This is a genomic window from Oligella urethralis DSM 7531 (genome assembly GCF_000372065.1).
GTDB lineage: Bacteria > Pseudomonadota > Gammaproteobacteria > Burkholderiales > Burkholderiaceae_B > Oligella > Oligella urethralis.
On record NZ_AQVB01000022.1, the window covers coordinates 1 to 18,925 of the forward strand.

Annotated in this window: 18 protein-coding genes; 2 read left to right on the plus strand and 16 right to left on the minus strand. The window is 46.6% G+C overall.

Going from position 1 to position 18,925, the window contains the following annotated elements; translation table 11 throughout:
• The 8 genes from A3GA_RS0109955 to A3GA_RS0109990 form a co-directional block, all read right to left on the minus strand.
• A partial coding sequence (locus A3GA_RS0109955) for a GTP-binding protein (RefSeq protein ID WP_018027262.1) occupies positions 1-493 on the minus strand: 493 nt, incomplete at its 3' end.
• Between the two features lie 91 nt (positions 494-584).
• Positions 585-2,684, minus strand: a complete 2,100-nt coding sequence (fusA, locus tag A3GA_RS0109960) for an elongation factor G (protein ID WP_018027263.1) — start codon at positions 2,682-2,684, stop codon at positions 585-587.
• Positions 2,685-2,699: 15 nt separating this feature from the next.
• On the minus strand, positions 2,700-3,170 hold the full coding sequence (rpsG, locus tag A3GA_RS0109965; protein WP_018027264.1) for a 30S ribosomal protein S7: 471 nt from the start codon (positions 3,168-3,170) through the stop codon (positions 2,700-2,702).
• 193 nt (positions 3,171-3,363) lie between these two features.
• Positions 3,364-3,741 carry a 30S ribosomal protein S12 gene (gene rpsL, locus A3GA_RS0109970; RefSeq protein ID WP_018027265.1) on the minus strand — a complete coding sequence of 126 codons (378 nt, stop codon included), beginning with the start codon at positions 3,739-3,741 and terminating at the stop codon, positions 3,364-3,366.
• A 444-nt stretch (positions 3,742-4,185) separates the two neighbouring features.
• Complete coding sequence (locus A3GA_RS0109975; protein ID WP_018027266.1) at positions 4,186-5,031, minus strand: HpcH/HpaI aldolase/citrate lyase family protein; 846 nt, start codon at positions 5,029-5,031, stop codon at positions 4,186-4,188.
• Positions 5,032-5,106: 75 nt separating this feature from the next.
• Positions 5,107-6,288, minus strand: a complete 1,182-nt coding sequence (locus A3GA_RS0109980) for a CaiB/BaiF CoA transferase family protein (RefSeq protein WP_018027267.1) — start codon at positions 6,286-6,288, stop codon at positions 5,107-5,109.
• Positions 6,289-6,347: 59 nt separating this feature from the next.
• Positions 6,348-7,175 (minus strand): HTD2 family dehydratase, encoded by an 828-nt coding sequence (locus A3GA_RS0109985; RefSeq protein ID WP_018027268.1) that lies wholly within the window; start codon positions 7,173-7,175, stop codon positions 6,348-6,350.
• Between the two features lie 140 nt (positions 7,176-7,315).
• Complete coding sequence (locus A3GA_RS0109990; protein ID WP_018027269.1) at positions 7,316-8,242, minus strand: LysR family transcriptional regulator; 927 nt, start codon at positions 8,240-8,242, stop codon at positions 7,316-7,318.
• Positions 8,243-8,364: 122 nt separating this feature from the next.
• Here A3GA_RS0109990 and A3GA_RS0109995 point away from each other — a divergent pair, with 122 nt between their 5' ends.
• A complete protein-coding gene (locus A3GA_RS0109995; protein ID WP_018027270.1) occupies positions 8,365-9,525 on the plus strand; it encodes an acyl-CoA dehydrogenase family protein in 1,161 nt (386 codons plus the stop codon).
• A 10-nt stretch (positions 9,526-9,535) separates the two neighbouring features.
• Positions 9,536-10,882 carry an MmgE/PrpD family protein gene (locus A3GA_RS0110000; RefSeq protein WP_018027271.1) on the plus strand — a complete coding sequence of 449 codons (1,347 nt, stop codon included), beginning with the start codon at positions 9,536-9,538 and terminating at the stop codon, positions 10,880-10,882.
• 42 nt (positions 10,883-10,924) lie between these two features.
• On the opposite strand, the gene A3GA_RS0110005 is transcribed toward A3GA_RS0110000, so the two are convergent.
• The 8 genes from A3GA_RS0110005 to A3GA_RS12330 all read right to left on the minus strand — a co-directional run.
• Complete coding sequence (locus A3GA_RS0110005) at positions 10,925-11,746, minus strand: OmpA family protein (protein ID WP_018027272.1); 822 nt, start codon at positions 11,744-11,746, stop codon at positions 10,925-10,927.
• A gap of 27 nt (positions 11,747-11,773) precedes the next feature.
• Positions 11,774-13,318, minus strand: coding sequence for a YadA family autotransporter adhesin (locus A3GA_RS11870; protein ID WP_018027273.1), 1,545 nt, complete (start codon positions 13,316-13,318; stop codon positions 11,774-11,776).
• 65 nt (positions 13,319-13,383) lie between these two features.
• Complete coding sequence (locus A3GA_RS11875; RefSeq protein ID WP_018027274.1) at positions 13,384-14,877, minus strand: YadA family autotransporter adhesin; 1,494 nt, start codon at positions 14,875-14,877, stop codon at positions 13,384-13,386.
• 316 nt (positions 14,878-15,193) lie between these two features.
• Entirely contained in the window at positions 15,194-15,421 is a 228-nt protein-coding gene (locus tag A3GA_RS0110025; RefSeq protein ID WP_018027276.1) for a DUF1289 domain-containing protein, read from the minus strand.
• A gap of 14 nt (positions 15,422-15,435) precedes the next feature.
• On the minus strand, positions 15,436-15,894 hold the full coding sequence (locus A3GA_RS0110030) for a PACE efflux transporter (RefSeq protein ID WP_018027277.1): 459 nt from the start codon (positions 15,892-15,894) through the stop codon (positions 15,436-15,438).
• 121 nt (positions 15,895-16,015) lie between these two features.
• Complete coding sequence (gene serA, locus A3GA_RS0110035) at positions 16,016-17,248, minus strand: phosphoglycerate dehydrogenase (RefSeq protein ID WP_018027278.1); 1,233 nt, start codon at positions 17,246-17,248, stop codon at positions 16,016-16,018.
• A 110-nt stretch (positions 17,249-17,358) separates the two neighbouring features.
• Positions 17,359-18,534, minus strand: a complete 1,176-nt coding sequence (locus tag A3GA_RS0110040; protein ID WP_018027279.1) for a sugar transporter — start codon at positions 18,532-18,534, stop codon at positions 17,359-17,361.
• 118 nt (positions 18,535-18,652) lie between these two features.
• On the minus strand, positions 18,653-18,925 hold a 273-nt coding region (locus tag A3GA_RS12330; protein ID WP_026156947.1), incomplete at its 5' end, for a group II intron maturase-specific domain-containing protein.

Here is an 18,925-nt window from a genome sequence, read left to right on the forward strand (position 1 = left end):
CTGGGAACTCGTACATGCTTAACAACTCACGTACTTCCATCTCAACCAACTCAATTAACTCCTCATCGTCAACTAAGTCAGCTTTGTTTAAGAATACTACGATGTAAGGAACACCTACCTGACGAGATAATAAGATGTGCTCACGCGTCTGAGGCATTGGGCCATCAGCTGCTGAACATACTAAAATCGCACCGTCCATNTGNGCCGCACCAGTAATCATGTTTTTAACATAGTCGGCGTGACCCGGGCAGTCAACGTGCGCATAGTGACGAGTAGGCGTTTCGTACTCTACGTGTGAGGTAGAAATGGTAATACCACGCGCTTTCTCTTCGGGAGCTGCGTCAATCTGATCATAATCACGCGCATCACCACCGTACTCCTTTGCAAGTACAGTACAAATCGCTGCTGTTAAAGTGGTTTTACCGTGGTCAACGTGACCGATAGTACCAACGTTTACGTGGGGTTTGGTACGTTCAAACTTACCTTTTGCCATAATATTAAAATTCCAATCTATTAATTTTTAAAAATAATGTTACTGCACCGGCTTAAAGATGCAACCGATGCAGTATTTTAGCAACATTTAACTACGCACGAGAAGCAATTACTTCCTCAGCAACATTTTTAGGTGCTTCAGTGTAGTGTTTAAACTCCATTGAGTATGTCGCACGACCTTGAGTTAATGAACGGAGGTCGGTTGCGTAACCAAACATCTCAGCTAAAGGCACTTCAGCTTTGATGATTTTACCACCACCAGCCATATCATCCATACCCTGAACAATACCACGACGAGATGATAAATCACCCATCACAGTACCGGCGTAATCCTCAGGCGTTTCAACTTCAACCGCCATGGTAGGCTCTAATAGCACCGGATCCGCCTTGCGCATACCGTCTTTGAAAGCCATAGAAGCAGCCATACGGAATGCGTTCTCGTTCGAGTCAACATCGTGGTATGAACCAAAGAATAAGGTCACCTTAACGTCGACCACTGGGTAACCGGCTAACACACCCGCAGGAAGTGTTTCCTGAATACCCTTGTCAACGGCAGGAATAAATTCGCGTGGTACCACACCACCCTTAATCTCGTCAACGAACTCGTAACCACCACCTTGCTCTAACGGCTCAAGCTTAAGAACAACGTGACCGTACTGACCGCGACCACCCGACTGACGTACGAACTTACCTTCAACCTCGTCACATACCTTGCGAATTGTCTCACGATAAGCAACTTGTGGTTTACCGATATTTGCCTCAACGTTAAACTCTCGCTTCATACGATCAACTAGCACCTCAAGGTGTAACTCACCCATACCAGAAATAATCGTTTGACCAGACTCTTCGTCAGAAGAAACGCGGAAAGATGGGTCTTCCTGAGCTAAACGAGACAAGGCAATACCCATTTTCTCTTGGTCAGCTTTAGACTTAGGCTCAACCGCTAAAGAAATAACAGGCTCAGGGAACTCCATGCGCTCAAGAATAATGTGATTATTCATATCACATAGCGTTTCACCGGTTGTTACGTCTTTAAGACCAACCACTGCGGCAATATCACCGGCCACAACCTCTTTGATCTCTTCACGGTTGTTAGCGTGCATCTGAAGAATACGACCGATACGCTCACGTTTCGCTTTTACTGGGTTATAAACGGTATCACCCGAGTTAATCACACCAGAGTACACACGCACGAAGGTCAATTGACCAACGAATGGGTCAGACATCAACTTAAACGCAAGCGCAGACATTGGTTCTTTATCGTCAGCTTTACGTGTAGCTGGGTTACCATCATCATCCTCACCCTGTACTGGAGGAATCTCAGTCGGCGCAGGTAAAAACTCAACGACGGCGTCAAGCATACGCTGAACACCCTTGTTTTTAAAGGCAGAACCGCAAAGCATCGGTTGAATTTCACAAGCGATAGTACGAATACGTAAACCCTTAACAATATCGGCTTCGCTTAAGTCACCCTCTTCGAGGTACTTTTCCATCAGCTCTTCATTTGCTTCCGCAGCTGACTCAACCATGTGCTCACGCCATTGCTCAGCATCAGCCTGTAACTCAGCAGGAATATCGCCGTACTCAAACTTCACACCGTTACTGGCTTCATCCCAGATGATGGACTTCATCTTGATTAAGTCCACAACACCAACGAACTGATCTTCTGCACCAATTGGCAGAACGATAGGTACTGGATGCGCACGTAAACGATTCTTTAATTGATCGTAAACCTTTAAGAAGTTAGCACCCGTACGGTCCATCTTGTTAACAAAGGCCAAACGAGGTACGTGGTATTTGTTAGCTTGGCGCCATACGGTTTCAGATTGCGGCTGTACACCACCCACTGCACAATAAACCATGCAGGCACCATCAAGTACACGCATAGAACGCTCAACTTCAATCGTAAAGTCTACGTGTCCTGGGGTGTCAATCACGTTAATACGGTGCTCAGGAAACTGACCGCCCATACCGCTCCAGAAAGCAGTGGTAGCAGCCGATGTAATGGTAATACCACGCTCTTGCTCCTGCTCCATCCAGTCCATGGTGGCAGAGCCCTCGTGTGTCTCACCTAGTTTGTGGTTAATACCGGTATAGAAAAGAATACGCTCGGAAGTCGTTGTCTTACCTGCGTCAATGTGCGCAGAAATACCAATATTACGATATCTTTCAATAGGGGTTTTACGGGCCATTTTTGAGTCCTTAAATTACCAACGGAAATGAGAGAAGGCCTTGTTAGCCTCTGCCATTCGATGTACTTCTTCGCGTTTTCTCATAGCGCCGCCACGACCTTCAGCCGCATCCAGCAACTCGCCAGCCAGGCGTAAATCCATTGATTTCTCGCCACGCTTTTTGGCTGCTTCACGTACCCAGCGCATAGCTAACGCTAAACGACGCACTGGGCGAACTTCAACAGGAACCTGGTAGTTAGCACCACCCACACGGCGGCTCTTAACCTCAACTACCGGTTTAACATTATTAATTGCAGTGTTAAACACTTCTAATGGCTCTTTGCCAGTGGTGCTTTCAATTTGAGTTAAAGCACCGTAAACGATACGCTCTGCAACGGCTTTTTTACCGGAAAGCATAATAATATTCATAAATTTGGCAAGATCAACACTACCGTACTTTGCATCAGGTAGGATCTCGCGCTTGGGCACTTCACGACGACGAGGCATGTGATTACTTCCTATATTGTGTCAAATTCAGTTGAACTACTTACGTAGCCATGGCTGTCTATTGAGAGATCAGCCCCTTACATCCGCAGAAAAAATCATCCAGCAGCTGCGGCTGCACGCTTACCCTCCAGGGGAGGAAGCAATACCTATCACTAGGCTTTTTGGATTATTGATTGCTTTTAAAAAAAAGCGATTAGGCACCCTTAGGACGCTTAGCACCGTATTTAGAACGAGCCTGTTTACGATCCTTAACACCTTGTAAGTCTAAGGCACCGCGCACGATGTGATAACGCACACCCGGTAAGTCTTTCACACGACCACCACGAACTAGAACAACAGAGTGCTCCTGTAAGTTGTGACCCTCACCACCGATGTATGAAATCACTTCATAACCGTTGGTTAGACGAACCTTGGCAACTTTACGCATCGCAGAGTTTGGTTTCTTAGGTGTGGTTGTATACACACGAGTGCACACACCACGTCGCTGCGGGCAGTTTTCGAGCGCCGGGCTCTTACTATTCGCGCGACTGGACTCTCGTGGCTTACGCACGAGCTGGCTTATGGTAGGCATGAGCTACAATCCTTAAAAAAAATAATTTAATTTATTAGACATGGCAATTTAACGTACAGCCTTTATTGTACGCTTACGTAGCGTGGGCCAATGGACGTAAGAACCACTAAAAACGACCCAAAATCCTAAGCAATTTCAAAAATCACTACCGACTTCTTAAGATAAAGATAAATCCACTAAACCCAGAATGTAAGAAGAAATTCTTTAGATAGACTAAGCTTGGAAATCATCCAAAGCAAAAGAGAGAGTCATGACTTTTTCACTGCTTAGCAAGCGACTATAACATTTTTTGAGCTTTTGCACAATAAAAAAGCCTTAAAATACAGCGCCTTGTCTTTTAAACAAGACACTTAGCGACACTGTCGACGTATTTCTAGTGAAGAGGTACGAATATAGCGTCCATGAAGATGCCCCAGAGCTGAGCATCTTCATCAGCAACACAGATCAACGGGTGATCACTACCCCGTCGGTTTCTTTGAGAATCGCTTGAGCATGCTCGATCACAGGCTTATCAATCATCTCCCCATCCAATTGGAAGACTGAGTTCCCGAACTTCTTAGTCGCATCCACCACCCGCTTAGCCCATGCTAAGTCCTCAGGCTTCGGCATAAAGACATCATGCACCACTTCCAACTGCTTAGGGTGAATACATAAACTACCGCCGAAACCCATTTCTTTGGCTAGTTTTAAGCGCTTTCTAAAACCCGCTGCATCCTGGAAATTAGGATACACCGTATCTAGCGGTGGATTAAGCTTTGCGGCGCGACTATGCAAGCAAATCTCCGCACGAATATGATTAATTAAACGCTTAGCGCCTTTGCTATGACGATCCACCCCAAGACTCAGGCACATATCCAATTCACCAAAGGACAAACGCGTCACGCCGTCAACAGAGCAGATATCCTTGAGATTAGTCACACCGGCGGCCGTTTCAATTAAAGGCACCACGGGCACCCCTAAGCGTTCCACTGGAATAATGTCTTTAGAACTTTCCGCTTTAGGTAAAACCACCCCTAAAATACTTTTATCAATGCGACCTGCAAAGGCTAAATCATCAATAAACCAGGGTGATTTTGCGGAGTTAATACGCAAGAAAAAACGGCCACCGGGGTTGTCATTCGCCCAACGCTCAAGCTGCTGTCTGACGCTAAACTTCGCATCCGCCTCAACCGCATCCTCCAGATCCACAATGACAATGCTCGCATCGGTAGCTAATGCCTTTGGAATGCGATCAAGATTTGCTGCAGGCACAAAAAGCGCTGAACGAATATAAAAATTTTTCTTAGCCATCACTATCTCCTTTTTATTCAAAGTCTAAAGCAATTCCTTAGCTGAAACCATAAGGATTTACGCCAAATGCCTCGACTAAATTGTAGCTGCTTGACGCCATGCCTCAATCTGCTCAGCAGAATAACCAAGCTCTTGTAGAATCGATTCACTATGCTCACCCAGAGCCGGCACCGGCGCCATGCGATATTCAAAGGCATTATTAAGTCCAGGTGGCAACAAGGCCGGAATCGTGCCCGCCGAGGTTGCTACCTCACGCCAACGATGACGCGCTTGCAGTTGCTTATGCTGCCAGACATCATGCATGGTATTGACCGCTGCATTCGCAATCTTGGCCTCTTCTAACAGATGAATGACTTGCTCTTTACTAAGCTTGGAAAAGGCCTCCACAATAATGGCTTTGAGCTCCTCACGGTGCGCCGTGCGTTGACTATTACGAGCAAAACGTGGGTCATCAGCCAAGGACGCTTGCTTTAATACCTGCTCACAGAACACCTTCCATTCGCGTTCATTTTGCAGCCCTAGCATCACTACCTCACCACCCGCTACTGGAAATGGTCCATAGGGGTAAATCGCCGCATGCGCCGCACCCGCCCGTACTGGCGGCTCTGCACCCTCATAGGCATAATAAAGCGGAAAACCCATCCACTCCACCATACTTTCCAACATCGACACATCAATATGCGAACCCTTGCCCGTTTTGCCACGCAAAATCAAGGCGGATAAGATATTGCTATAAGCGTACATGCCTGCCGAAATATCAGCAATCGAACAGCCCGCCTTAGCCATCTCCTCGCCCGAACCAGTCACCGACACAAAACCCGACTCACTCTGAATCAACAAGTCATACGCTTTTTTCTGCTCATACGGACCGCCCACCCCATAGCCGGAAATATCACACACAATGAGTTGTGGATATTTTTCATGCAAATCCTCATACGACAAGCCCAGACGTGCCGCCGCCCCCGGCGCCAGATTCTGTACCAACACATCCACTTCTGGTAGGATACGCGCTAGAATCTCTGCCGCAGCCTCAGACTTCAAATCCAGCGTCAAGCTTTCTTTGGAGCGATTAATCCACACAAAATGTGACGCTAAGCCATTGACCCGCTCATCATAGCTACGTGCAAAATCACCCACACCCGGTCGCTCAACCTTAATCACGCGTGCGCCCAAATCGGCTAATTGACGCGTACAAAAAGGTGCCGCCACCGCATGCTCAAAACTCAATACCGTAATCCCATCCAAGGGCCTAATCATAACACTTCCTTTATATTTAAAATATCTTTGCGCTAGACAATGAAACGATCTGCGAGTATTTATTTAAACTGTACGTGGGCTTTTTGCGCATAGCTTCCTCCCTGCTGCGCCCACAACTCAGCTTGATTTGCATCTAGCAACTGGCCTTCAACCCTAAATGGCTCCGGGCTAATCAGAGGACGTACGCCACGGAAACTGAATTGGCTCACCACCTTATCGGGATGCGCCTCAGTAAAAGCCTGTAACACTTTGGTCGCAATTAAAGGACCGTGCACCACCAAGCCCGGATAACCCTCAACCCCATTAGCATAAGGGTAGTCGTAATGAATGCGATGACCATTAAAGGTGACCGCAGAATATCTAAACAGCATCACCGCATCTGGTCTTACCGTTTGTGACCATTCGGCCTTGGGTGCCATCTCATCGCCGACTAGCTTCGGTGGGCTAGGCTCACGGTAAACAATATCCTGCTCTTCAATCAGGCAAACCTGACTCGCTTGCTCATAAATGTGCTCCAGGGTAACGAATAATAATTTACCCGTACGTCCCTCTTTTTCAATCACCGATTTAATTGTTGTGATACGTTCGGCTTCCTTGCCAATCAATAAATCTTGTACAAAATTCAAACGACCACCAGCCCACATCCGATTGCGATTATCCGCTGGTGGCAAAAAGCCGCCCCGTGCCGGGTGACCATCTTCACCCAAGCCCTTTAATGGCAAGGGATCAACAAAAAATGCCCAATGCCACAATAAAGGTAGAGGCTCACCCTCGTCCGGCACAGGTGCATTCACACTAAATGCGATTTTTTTAGTATGGCTAGCGCTAATAAACTCAGCAACACGCTCCTGCCGCCCCACCCAGTCTTGTAGATTAATCTCTGTCATCGTCTCTACGCCTTTAATACGATAAAATTATGAACCTAAATGATCATGCCCCATACCGCCAAATTAGTGAATTGCGCTTCACTAAACTCGCACTTTATCAGATTGAAAGAGGATAGTTTGTGCCATCCCTATGAACCCTGCTAGCCCTCGCGCTGCCCTTCATCTGCCTCTGCCAACAACAAATCCAATAAAGGCTGCGCAAAGCTCGGCAAGGCCTCATTTGCTCTTAAACATACTTGCAGCTGCCTATCGGCCCACCCATCCGCTAAGGGCACCTGCACCAAATCCATCCTTTCGGCATAACGCGTAATCGCAGTAGCCGGAATAATACTGACCCCGACCTTTGCCGCCACCATCCGACAAACCGCCTCAAAACTACTGACTTCCACTCGGTACTTTAAGCTACGCCCTAAATTACTTGCCGCCTTACGCAAGAAACTATGAATTGCACTCCACTCTGATAAACAGACATAACTCTCATCTAAAGTATCCGCAAAACTAAGCGACTCCGCCTGACTTAAGGGGTGCGACGGGTGCGCCACAAAACTTAATTTATTAACTCGATACGGTAAGTAGCGCACATTACTGCTTTTCATCACCGCCTCATCCAAGCCGGCGACAATGCCAATATCGGCATGCCCCTCGGTCACTGCTTGCACGATTTCCAAACTTAAACGCTCGCGCAATTCAACACTCACCTCCGGCTGCAAGGCCAGATAACGCCCTAAAATCTCCGGCATAAACTCACTCATCGCCGTAGTATTGGCGTAGACTCTGATTTTGCCGCGAATACCCGTAGCAAACTCTTTCATATCCCCACGCAAATATTGCAGCTGCTGTGATACCCGCATCGCATGCTCCACAAACACTTCACCTGCTGGGGTCAGCGTCACACCCTGACTGCTGCGATACAAAAGCTCAGTACCCATGCTTTGTTCTAAATTCTTAATCCGATGACTCGCCGCTGGCAGCGATAAAAAAGTGCGCTCCGCCGCCTTGGTTAGGCTTTTAACCTCGGCAATATTGAGCATTAATCGCATATCAGTTAAATCAAAATGCATGGACATGAATTCGCTTCCTTGAATTTTTTTAAAGACAAACTTTATCAATTGACAATAGCCATATTAATAGAGATAAGGCATAGTGGGCTAATACGATTTATAAACTTGCTACTTAATGCTGAAATAACATGATAAGAACTGACGATAAATACCAAGATATTCGCGATGCCATTCGCGATTTATGTAGTGAATTCCCCGCCGAATACTTTCGCAAGGTTGATGAAGAGCGCGGCTACCCGAGCGAGTTCGTCAAAGCACTCACGGATGCAGGTTGGCTAGCAGCACTAATCCCCGAGGAGTTCGGTGGCTCTGGTCTCAGTTTGACAGAGGCCTCTGTTATTATGGAGGAAATTAACCGTAATGGGGGTAATTCTGGTGCCTGTCACGGTCAAATGTACAATATGGGCACCCTACTGCGTCACGGTTCAGAAGAGCAAAAGCGCCTTTATTTACCAAAAATCGCGTCTGGTGAATTGCGTCTGCAATCCATGGCAGTCACTGAGCCTACGACCGGTACTGATACGACCAAGCTAAAGACGACTGCCGTTAAAAAAGACGGTCGCTATGTGGTAAATGGTCAGAAGGTCTGGATCTCGCGCGTGATGAACTCCGATTTGATGATTCTCTTAGCCCGCACCACCCCGCTAGAGGAAGTACAACGTAAAGCGGACGGTATGTCCATTTTTATTGTGGATATTAAAGAAGCTATGGCCAATGGTATGAGTGTGCGCCCTATTCCCAATATGGTAAACCACGAAACCAATGAGCTTTTTTTCGACAATCTTGAAATCCCCGAAGAAAATCTTATCGGTGAAGAGGGTAAGGGTTTCCGCTATATTCTAGATGGTCTAAATGCCGAGCGCACCTTAATTGCCGCCGAATGTATTGGTGACGGCTATTGGTTTATTGATAAAGTCACGGCCTATGTTAAGGAACGTGAGGTCTTTGGTCGCCCCATTGGTCAAAACCAAGGTGTGCAATTCCCCATTGCCAAAGCCTTTATTAATATTGAAGCAGCAAGCCTAATGCGCTATGAAGCGGCGCGCTTATTTGATGATCACAAAGCCTGTGGTGCCCAAGCTAATATGGCCAAATTGCTAGCAGCGGACGCCTCTTGGGAAGCGGCGAATGCTTGCTTACAGTTCCATGGCGGCTTTGGTTTTGCTAATGAGTATGATGTTGAGCGCAAGTTCCGTGAGACCCGACTCTATCAGGTCGCACCGATCTCAACCAACTTAATTTATTCATTTATTGCCGAACACGTGCTTGGTCTACCCCGCTCTTTCTAAAAGGTTTTTAATGAATACATCCAGTTATGTGATTGCGGAGTTTGCAGCAAACCTGCAATTTGAAGATATTCCTACTGAGGTAGTGCGTCGCTGCGAGGATTTGCTACTTGATACCTTGGGTTCAATGTATGCTGGCTCAACTGAAGCACCTGTACAAAAAATCGCTGCCTTTGCTAAAGAACAAGGACCAGCGGATGGTAGTGCTCAGTTAATTCCTAGCGGTCAAAAAACTAGCCCCTACTTTGCAGCGATGGTTAATGCTGCCGCAGCGCATATGGTGGAGCAAGACGATCTGCATAACAGCTCGGTTTTTCATCCTGCTTGCGTGGTCTTCCCACCGGCTTTAGCCATGGCTCAAGACTTAAATGCCAGCGGCAAAGCGCTCTTGACTGCCTGTGTGGTGGGTTATGAAGTGGGTATTCGTATCGGTGAGTTCTTGGGCCGAAGTCATTACAAAGTCTTCCACACCACAGCAACCGCCGGTACCATCGCTGCCGCTGCCACGGTGGGTCGCTTGCTCGGTCTGACGACAGCACAAATGCAAGATGCTTTAGGTAGCGCCGGAACTCAAGCCGCAGGACTGTGGGAGTTTTTAAAAACCGCGGCCGACTCCAAGCAATTACATACAGCTAAAGCCGCCGCCAACGGTTTGATGGCAGCTTCATTAGCGGCTAAGGGATTTAGCGGTGCTGAGGATATTTTTGATGGTGAAAAAGGCATGGGCAAGGCCTTTAGCCAAGCACCACAAAGCGATAAATTAGTTGCCGGCTTAGGCCAGCGTTGGGCCCTTTTGGAGACCTCATTTAAATACCACGCCTCCTGCCGCCATACTCACCCTGCTGCCGATGCGCTATGGGCCGTAATGCAAAAGCATAACTTAAATGCTGATGACATTGCCGGGGTGCAAACCTTTGTGCATCAAGCGGCCATTGATGTGCTGGGCGCCGTGGATAAGCCTGCCACCGTACACCAATCGAAGTTTTCCATGGGCACGGTGCTAGGCGTTTTGGCTTATAACGGCTTTGCCGGCTTGGATGAATTTGAAGCAGCCTTAGGTGATGCACGTATTGATGCTTTCCGTCAAAAAGTTACGATGCAGCTCGATCCTGAGGTGGATGCTGCTTATCCTGATAAATGGTTAGGTAAGGTAAAGGTCTTGACCAAGGACGGTCGTGCACTTGAAGCATTTGTTAGCGATCCCAAAGGCGATCCGGGCAATACCTTAAGCCGTGATGAAATCGAAGAAAAAGTCAAACGCCTAGTGAGTTATAACAAGGCAGGTACCAGCGAAGATGCGACACGCATTATCGCTTGGACTTGGGGATTGGCAGCGGGGCAGAGTGATTTACCCCTGTAAAAACAAGGGCGACTCATTGAGTCGCCCTAATCATTTAGCTAATTACTTTTTCTGTCCTGAACCGTCAACCGAAATTTCCACTCGACGATTAGGCTCTAAGCAAGCAATATAAGCGTTACGTGACTGTGAACTATCGCACTCTTTCACAGGCTGCGTCTTACCCATACCTTGGGCACTAATCAGCTCAGATGATACGCCACGCTGAATCAGGTAGTTACGCACGCTATCAGCACGACGCTGTGAGAGATTCATATTGTAGGCATCGTTACCCAATAAATCCGTATGACCGTAAACAGTAACACCTTTTAGTACATCAAAGCTCTGAATCTTAGCGGCCAGCTCATCTAATTGACGACGTCCCTCAGCACGCATAGAGGAAATATCCGACTTATCAAAGGCGAATAACGCATTTGCCGCAATGGTATAGCGCTGTGGCCCTACCGTCCCTGGAGGGCATACCGCATCTACTGGGTCAACTGGACGCCAGAAGAAGCTGCGGGTAAAGTAGTCACGATCATAAAGGGCCTTAAACTGGCACGTGGTCACATCATTGGTCCCCTGACCTGGTGTATGGAAGTGGAATAAATAATCCCACTCACGCACCCCGGCAAAGCCTTCACCAAAATGTGGGCGACCGAGCAAGTAATACAACTGATCCTTGGTCATGCCAGCCTTCACCTCTTTTAATGCGCTTAAATCGGGGAAGGTACCCATTTTATTATTAAAGGTCACACGATCCACCTCTGGCCACACCGGATCATCGGTCATACCATGCTCGTCAACCTTGCTAAGATTACCACAAGCTGCTAATGATAAAGCGGCCAGAATGGCTGCTGCTTTAAGTTTATGTTGTAACAAAGACATTGTTTTTCTCCTATAAACCACTAAATATTACCACTGATAGCCAATTGCTGCATTGGTGCCGACACGACCATGCGTGGCTGTTGAAACAGACCCCTTAAGAATCCATTTACCATTGTCTGAGATGCGTGATACGCCAGCAGCAAATCCTGTTTGACTACCATAATTACCCGTACCTAAGGCAACTAAGCTTTTACCCGGGATATATGCCTGCGGCAAGCCCGCTACCGCCAAGGCCGTAGCCGTGCCAGCATCAGCACGTCTTTCAAGGCGCTTCTCCGTTTCATTGATACGCTGATCAAAGTCATACTTCAATTGCGTTATCTGATTCGTCATATTTCTCTCGACCTGCTTTAACTGCGAGACATTCACTGCATCCATATCATCGGTACCTGGGGCCAGATTTGTGATCTTATTACCGCCCATATTGATACCGGTCCCACCCTCTTCTGGTGGACGAATAATGACACCATCAAAAGTCGGCGTTTTCTTCATCGCCACAATAATTGAGGTATCGCCAGGCACCAACTGATAATACGGTTCAGCGCCATAGGGTGGATGCCCCACACCACCAATCGCAGAATAATCGATCTCACCGAGTGTGAAGAATTTATTCTCCTCCCTCAATAAATAACCGAATAAATCCTGCATATTATTAATTTCCTCACCGGTATCCGCAACCTTAAATTTTGCACCCTCGTAAGCCATGGATCGCATCACCTCATCCAAAGAGTAAGGATAATCGTCCTCCCCATTAACCTTTTCAAATAACTGCCTAAATGAGTAATTGTCTTGGTCGTACAAAGTGTCAAAATTTTCACCATACCCAGTGGGAAACACGATCTTATCAGGGGCTTTAAAATTACCTTTTTCATCCTGACAACCCGGCACTAGACTGCTTGAACATGCTAAATAAGAAACAAAGGATTGATAGGGTAATTGGGACTCGATCCTTGCAGTAGTTGCCTCAGCCTCCTCACCATAAGAATATCGCAAAAATGACTGCATAGCCTGATAAGCAGCGCTTAATTCTGGGAAACGAGTCCATGTGTTTGGATCACTTAACTTGACCGGATTATCCCAGAGTGCTTGTCGTGTAAATAGCTGTTGGCGAGGAGTTGATGCAGCACGGCTTTGAGCGTTGGCGGCTGTGCGGAGGGAGGTCTCTTGATAAACATCATCAAAATGTCCTTCGGGAAACAACGGCAGTACTTCGATCTTATATGGCTTGTGATAAATCTTGGTCATGATGTTTTCACCCATATCAAAATCAGACCAATTCTTTAGATTACCGTTGCTATCATTTTTGCTGCCTTGAACGGTGAGAATACCCGATGTATAAGGTATGGTATTACCAAGACGCTCATCGGCCACATTGGCATAATGCCCCCTACCGACAGCAAATGGAGCTAATGCTGCGGCTGTGCCAAACCAGAGTGGTCCCCCGGATGACCTACCATCACCAGGATAATAAGCTACGGCCTGTGTACTAAGCGATAAAGAAGCCAACGCCACACTTATGGTCAAGGCGTTTTTATAAAAACCACGACCTATCGCTGAAGAAAACTTACTCATGATAATTCCTCACAATATCAAAATGCTGCACCAAAGACACTGTACTTCCACTATAAGCCACTAAATTACCACTGATAACCAAGCATTGCATTGGCACCAACATGACCATGCGTGGCGGTCGAAACAGACCCCTTAAGAATCCATTTACCATTATCTGAGATACGTGATATGCCAGCAGCAAACGCTACTTGACTACCATAACTACCCGTGCCTAAGGCAACTAAGCTTTTACCCGGGATAAATGCCTGCGGCAAGCCCGCCACCGCTAAAGCCGTAGCCGTACCGGCATCAGCACGTCTCCCCAAGCGCCTCTCCGTATCATTTAAACGCCTATCAAAGTCATGCTTCAATTGCGTTACCTGATTCGTCATAGTTGTCTCGACCTGCTTTAACTGCGAGACATTCACTGCATCCATATCATCGGTACCTGGGACCAGATTCGTGATCTTATTACCACCCATATTAATACCGGTACCACCCTCTTCTGGCGGACGAATAACGATGCCATCAAAGGATGGCGTCTTCTTCATCGCCACATTAATTGTGGTGTCGCCGGGCACCAACTGCTCATACGGCTCAACGTCATAGGGTGGGTGCCCCACACCACCAATGGCACCATAATCGATCTCACCGAGTGTGAAGAATTTATTTTCCTTTCTCAATAAATAATCGAATAAACCCTTCAGGCTATGAATCTCCTCACCGGTATCCGCAACCTTAAATTTCTCACCGGTGTAGACTAAGGCTCTCATCGCTTGGCGTAAAGAAAAAGGCCCATCTCCCGCCAGTTCAGGATTCATCGCTTCAAACAAGTCGTCCCTGTACAAAGTATCAATATTTTCACCATAACCATTAGGAAACACGATCTTATCAGGGGCTTTAAAATTACCCTGTTCATCCTGACAACCCGGCACTAAGCTACTCGAACACGCTAAATAGGAAATAATGGATTGATAGGGTAGTTTGGACTCAATGATGGCAGGTGCCTCAGGTTCATCAAAAAATCGCCGAAATGTACGCATTGTCTCGACCGCAGCGCTTAATTCAGGGAAACGAGTCCAGGTATTTGGATCACTTAACTTCACCGGATTATCCCAGAGCGCTTGTTGTGTAGGAGTTGATGCAGCACGGCTTTGGGCGTTGGCGGCTGTACGGAGGGAGGTCTCTTGATAAACATCATCAAAATGTCCTTCGGGAAACAACGGCAGTACTTCGATCTTATATGGCTTGTGGTCGATCTTAGTCATGATGTTTTCACCCATATCAAAATCAGACCAGTTCTTTAGATTACCGTTGCTATCAGTCTTACTGCCTTGAACAGTGAGAATACCCGATGTATAAGGTATAGTATTACCAAGACGCTCATCCGCCACATTGGCATAATGCCCCCTACCAACAACAAATGGAGCGAGTGCAGCTGAGCTATAGATTACAATTGGTCCGATTCTCCGACTATCAGATACAGCCTCTGCACTAAGTGGAAAAATAGCCAACGCCACACTCACAAGTAAGGCGTTTTTATAAAAACCGCGACCCTTCGCTGAAGAAAAACTACCCATGATAATGCCTCACCAAGCCAAATCAAACCATGATGGACGAATGCATCTGAGACACTTAGAGCTATTCACCGCACTACTTCGTGCTACTCAGAAGACGCTCCAGCAACGTTTTGATTTAATTGTCGAGCTCAAGTAAGCTACGCTCATCAAGCAGTGCTTACACGCTAAGATTTGATATTCATCAATTTAATATAATAGATAACCCTTATATCTTTCAATGAAAGCCATGTTGATCGCATAGATAAAGCCTAAGTTGTATCATAATACCCACACTATGGCTAACAAAGCGCCATGCCGCTTGTTTGTGATGGATGAGCTAAGTCCCCTCCACGCGCCTCACCTGATCGAGCATTAGCTGCTGCTCTGCTCGCTTTTTACGTAAGCTACAAAGACGTAAGACCTCACGCTTTTGTGGATCACTCATGCTAATCCACCCTTGGCGCTCCACGCGACTACGATAACAGCCCTTACAATAGCCGCGCTCATTTGACTCGCAGACATTGATACAGGGACTGGGTATCTCGAAGAACTCCAACTGTTCCATAACAACTCATTAATTTAAACCGTGAGACGACCCCAGAAATTCTTTCTTAAGGTATCGTATATCAAACTATAAATATAAGTATAAGGTAAATAAAAAAGAATAAAACCAATATCTAGCGTTAAGGCTTGCCACAAACTGATGTTGAGCCACCACATAATAAATGGCAAGGCAAAGCAAATCAGCCCCACTTCAAATAAAAAAGCGTGCAAGATGCGAATACGGATATTTTTACTTAAATGATGACGCTTAAGCCACGCATCAAACAGGGAGTTAAACAGCATATTCCACAACAGCGCCATCACCGCAATCACCGTGGCAATCATGCCCATATCTAGCATATTGTTGCCAGTCAACCAAGCAAACAACGGGGTGCTAATACCAATACCAAAAATCTCAAACAAAAAAGCATAGACAAAACGCTCGCGAACAGTAAATGGTTTTTGCCCAATTTTTTGTGGTTGAGCTGCTGTCATAAAACATTCCTCTGAGTACAGTCAAAAAATATGGGTGCTATAACCGCAGCAGTACAGCACCCATAAAGTCGCCGGATCGCTAAGCAGTCTAGCGCAACCCGGCTGGAAAAGAGCATTGATACTAATAAATCACACGTGTACGGATTGTTCCGGGTACCTCTTTAAGTAAGCTCAGCGCTAACTCAGGATTTTCTGATTGAACATCCATCACCACATAGCCCAACTCTGGATCGGTTTGTAGATACTGGCCAATAATATTAATGTGATCCTTCATGAAAATCTGATTAATCGCATTCAGCACGCCCGGTTTATTCTGATGAATATGCATATAGCGATGCGTATTTTCCGTGCCTGGTAACGATACCTCAGGGAAATTCACCGCTGATAGGGTACTGCCGTTATCAGAGTATTTCACCAATTTACTGGCGACCTCAATACCGATATTTGCCTGTGCTTCTTGCGTCGAACCGCCGATATGTGGGGTTAACAGCACATTATCCAAACCACGTAAAGCACTCACGAACTCGTCGTCGTTAGATTTAGGCTCCACTGGGAAAACGTCGATGGCGGCACCACCAAGGTGGCCACTCTTAATCGCTGCAGCCAGTGCGTCAATATCAACTACCGTACCGCGTGATGCATTAATTAAATGAGCGCCTGGCTTCATCTGGGCAATACGCTCAGCGTTCATCATATTGGCCGTGGTGGCATCCTCAGGCACGTGTAGGGTCACCGCATCGCTCAGACTCAATAACTCCTGCAGTGTATTGACGGCAGTGGCATTACCCAAAGGTAATTTAGCCTCAATATCATAGTAGTAGACGTGCATACCTAAGGCCTCGGCCAAAATACCAATCTGGGTACCAATATGACCATAACCGATAATACCGAGCTTTTTACCGCGCACCTCATAACTACCTACTGCGGACTTATTCCAACCGCCCTTATGCAAGGTAGTGTTCATGGCCGGGATTTTTCTAAAGAGCATAATGATCTCAGCCAATACCAACTCCGCTACCGAGCGTGTATTAGAAAAGGGGGCATTAAATACCGGTACACCGCGCTCTCTAGCCGCCTTTAAATCCACTTGATTGGTACCAATACAGAAGCAACCCAAGGCCACCAGCTTTTTAGCAGCAGCAAATACCTCGGCCGTCATTTGCGTACGGGAACGAATACCGATGAAATGCGCATCAGCGACTGCATCAAGCAACTCCTGACCTTCAAGCGCTTTTTTATGATAGTCGATATTGGTATAACCATTGCTATGTAGCACATCTAAGGCATTTTGATGCACGCCTTCGAAAAGGACAAATTTGATTTTGTCTTTATTTAAAGATAACTGATGATCCATGAGGTCCCCGTAAGAAGAATAGACGTCAAAAGAAATATTCTAACATTCTCACATCATTTCGGGTTATAAGCCAAGGCAGTTTAGCGCAGAGGGTGAAATAAAGAGATAGCTTAAGATGTTAACAGACGCCCTTTCCACCAAAAAGCAATTAAGGTTATAACAGCCAATATTGCTCCCACATAAGGAATATTGGCTAAGCCAACGTGATTGATCATTTGCCCACCTAACAAAGCGCCCCCACCAATGCCGATATTAAACACCCCAGAAAATATCGCCACACCGATATCCGGCGCATCAGCGGCATTTTCCAAAACCTTACTTTGTAGCACCATACTCAGCAAGGTAATCACTGTACCCCAGACAATGGCTAAAGGCATCAGCACCCATAAGGAGTGCACTGCTATTTTCAACAGCAGCAAAGAAACACTAATGCCTAATAAAGATATTAGCAGTAAGGACAAGGCATAGCGCCCCGCATAACGCGAAAAAATAATACCTCCCAAAATACCGGCTAAACCAATCACAAATAACATCATCACCACCATGTGATTACTCATGCCACCGACGGTTTGTAAATAGGGACTGATATAGGTTGACACGGTAAAATGTGCCGTCATTATCAGCGCCAGGCTCAAATAAATATACTGTAGCGCAGGTCGCTTTAATAAGGCAGGTACAACGCTTAAACTACCGCTACTTTGACTACTCAGTTTAGGCAAGGTGCGCCACAATAAAGCTAAAATAATCGCAGCCATCACCCCAATCAAACCAAAGGTAACGCGCCAACCCAAATGATGACCAATCACAGTGCCCAAAGGCACACCTAACACCGTCGCCAAGGATGAACCAGTCACAATAAAACTAAGGGCTTTACTCGTTTTGCCCTTAGGTGCCAAGCGCACCGCTAAAGGAATAGTAATCGCCCAAAAAACGGCATGCGCCATCGCTACCCCGATACGTGCCACCAATAAAGACGAAAAATTCCAAGCCACCGCTGCCAAGGCATGGCTCGCAATAAAAAGCACAAACAATAAAATCAGTAAACGCCGTCTTTCAACCCCCGCCGTCACCATCGTCAAGGGCAAAGAAAATATGGTCACGGCCCACGCATAGAGCGTCATCAACAAGCCCGTGTGAGCAATGTCCATGCGAAACCCCGCAGCAATATCCGGCAATAGACCGACCGGCACAAACTCCGTGGTATTAAATATAAAAGCGGCAACGGCCAAGGTGATCACGGCAAACCAACTACCCTTTGGCGTGGCTTGTTTAACTGGTTCTTTCATTGGGATTAAGAAAATAAAGATAAAGGCTGAATCTTAATGCAAATCGAGTAGGGTGAGGTTTGCACCTCATCCCTCTCACAGAACCGTACGTACGGCCCTCGTATACGGCTCATGCACATTACCATTTAGCATATGCGCTAAACACGTAGCCAGTCTCAACTTTCCCCATATCATACAACGTTAAACTATCTAACCACTTATTCGGCATAGCATAGTGAGCTAATGGACTGGCTGAGTTTCTCCGGCGCCACATCGCTATCGACTCAAACGGTGGTTTATAGCCTAATTGTTTAAGTCGTCTATGTAGCCGTTTAGGCTTTTTCCATAGCTTAAGTTGTATGCTGCGAAGCCGTCTTCGCACCCACTGCGCCAGCTCGTTAAAGGTACTTTT

Coding starts and splice junctions, on each gene's coding strand:
- A3GA_RS0109995 (WP_018027270.1), top strand. CDS start 8,365: ATGATAAGAACTGACGATAAATACCAAGATATTCGCGATGCCATTCGC.
- rpsG (WP_018027264.1), bottom strand. CDS start 3,170: ATGCCTCGTCGTCGTGAAGTGCCCAAGCGCGAGATCCTACCTGATGCA.
- A3GA_RS0109975 (WP_018027266.1), bottom strand. CDS start 5,031: ATGGCTAAGAAAAATTTTTATATTCGTTCAGCGCTTTTTGTGCCTGCA.
- rpsL (WP_018027265.1), bottom strand. CDS start 3,741: ATGCCTACCATAAGCCAGCTCGTGCGTAAGCCACGAGAGTCCAGTCGC.
- A3GA_RS11870 (WP_018027273.1), bottom strand. CDS start 13,318: ATGAGTAAGTTTTCTTCAGCGATAGGTCGTGGTTTTTATAAAAACGCC.
- A3GA_RS0109980 (WP_018027267.1), bottom strand. CDS start 6,288: ATGATTAGGCCCTTGGATGGGATTACGGTATTGAGTTTTGAGCATGCG.
- A3GA_RS0109990 (WP_018027269.1), bottom strand. CDS start 8,242: ATGTCCATGCATTTTGATTTAACTGATATGCGATTAATGCTCAATATT.
- serA (WP_018027278.1), bottom strand. CDS start 17,248: ATGGATCATCAGTTATCTTTAAATAAAGACAAAATCAAATTTGTCCTT.
- A3GA_RS11875 (WP_018027274.1), bottom strand. CDS start 14,877: ATGGGTAGTTTTTCTTCAGCGAAGGGTCGCGGTTTTTATAAAAACGCC.
- A3GA_RS0110040 (WP_018027279.1), bottom strand. CDS start 18,534: ATGAAAGAACCAGTTAAACAAGCCACGCCAAAGGGTAGTTGGTTTGCC.
- A3GA_RS0110030 (WP_018027277.1), bottom strand. CDS start 15,894: ATGACAGCAGCTCAACCACAAAAAATTGGGCAAAAACCATTTACTGTT.
- A3GA_RS0110005 (WP_018027272.1), bottom strand. CDS start 11,746: ATGTCTTTGTTACAACATAAACTTAAAGCAGCAGCCATTCTGGCCGCT.
- A3GA_RS0110000 (WP_018027271.1), top strand. CDS start 9,536: ATGAATACATCCAGTTATGTGATTGCGGAGTTTGCAGCAAACCTGCAA.
- fusA (WP_018027263.1), bottom strand. CDS start 2,684: ATGGCCCGTAAAACCCCTATTGAAAGATATCGTAATATTGGTATTTCT.
- A3GA_RS0109985 (WP_018027268.1), bottom strand. CDS start 7,175: ATGACAGAGATTAATCTACAAGACTGGGTGGGGCGGCAGGAGCGTGTT.
- A3GA_RS0110025 (WP_018027276.1), bottom strand. CDS start 15,421: ATGGAACAGTTGGAGTTCTTCGAGATACCCAGTCCCTGTATCAATGTC.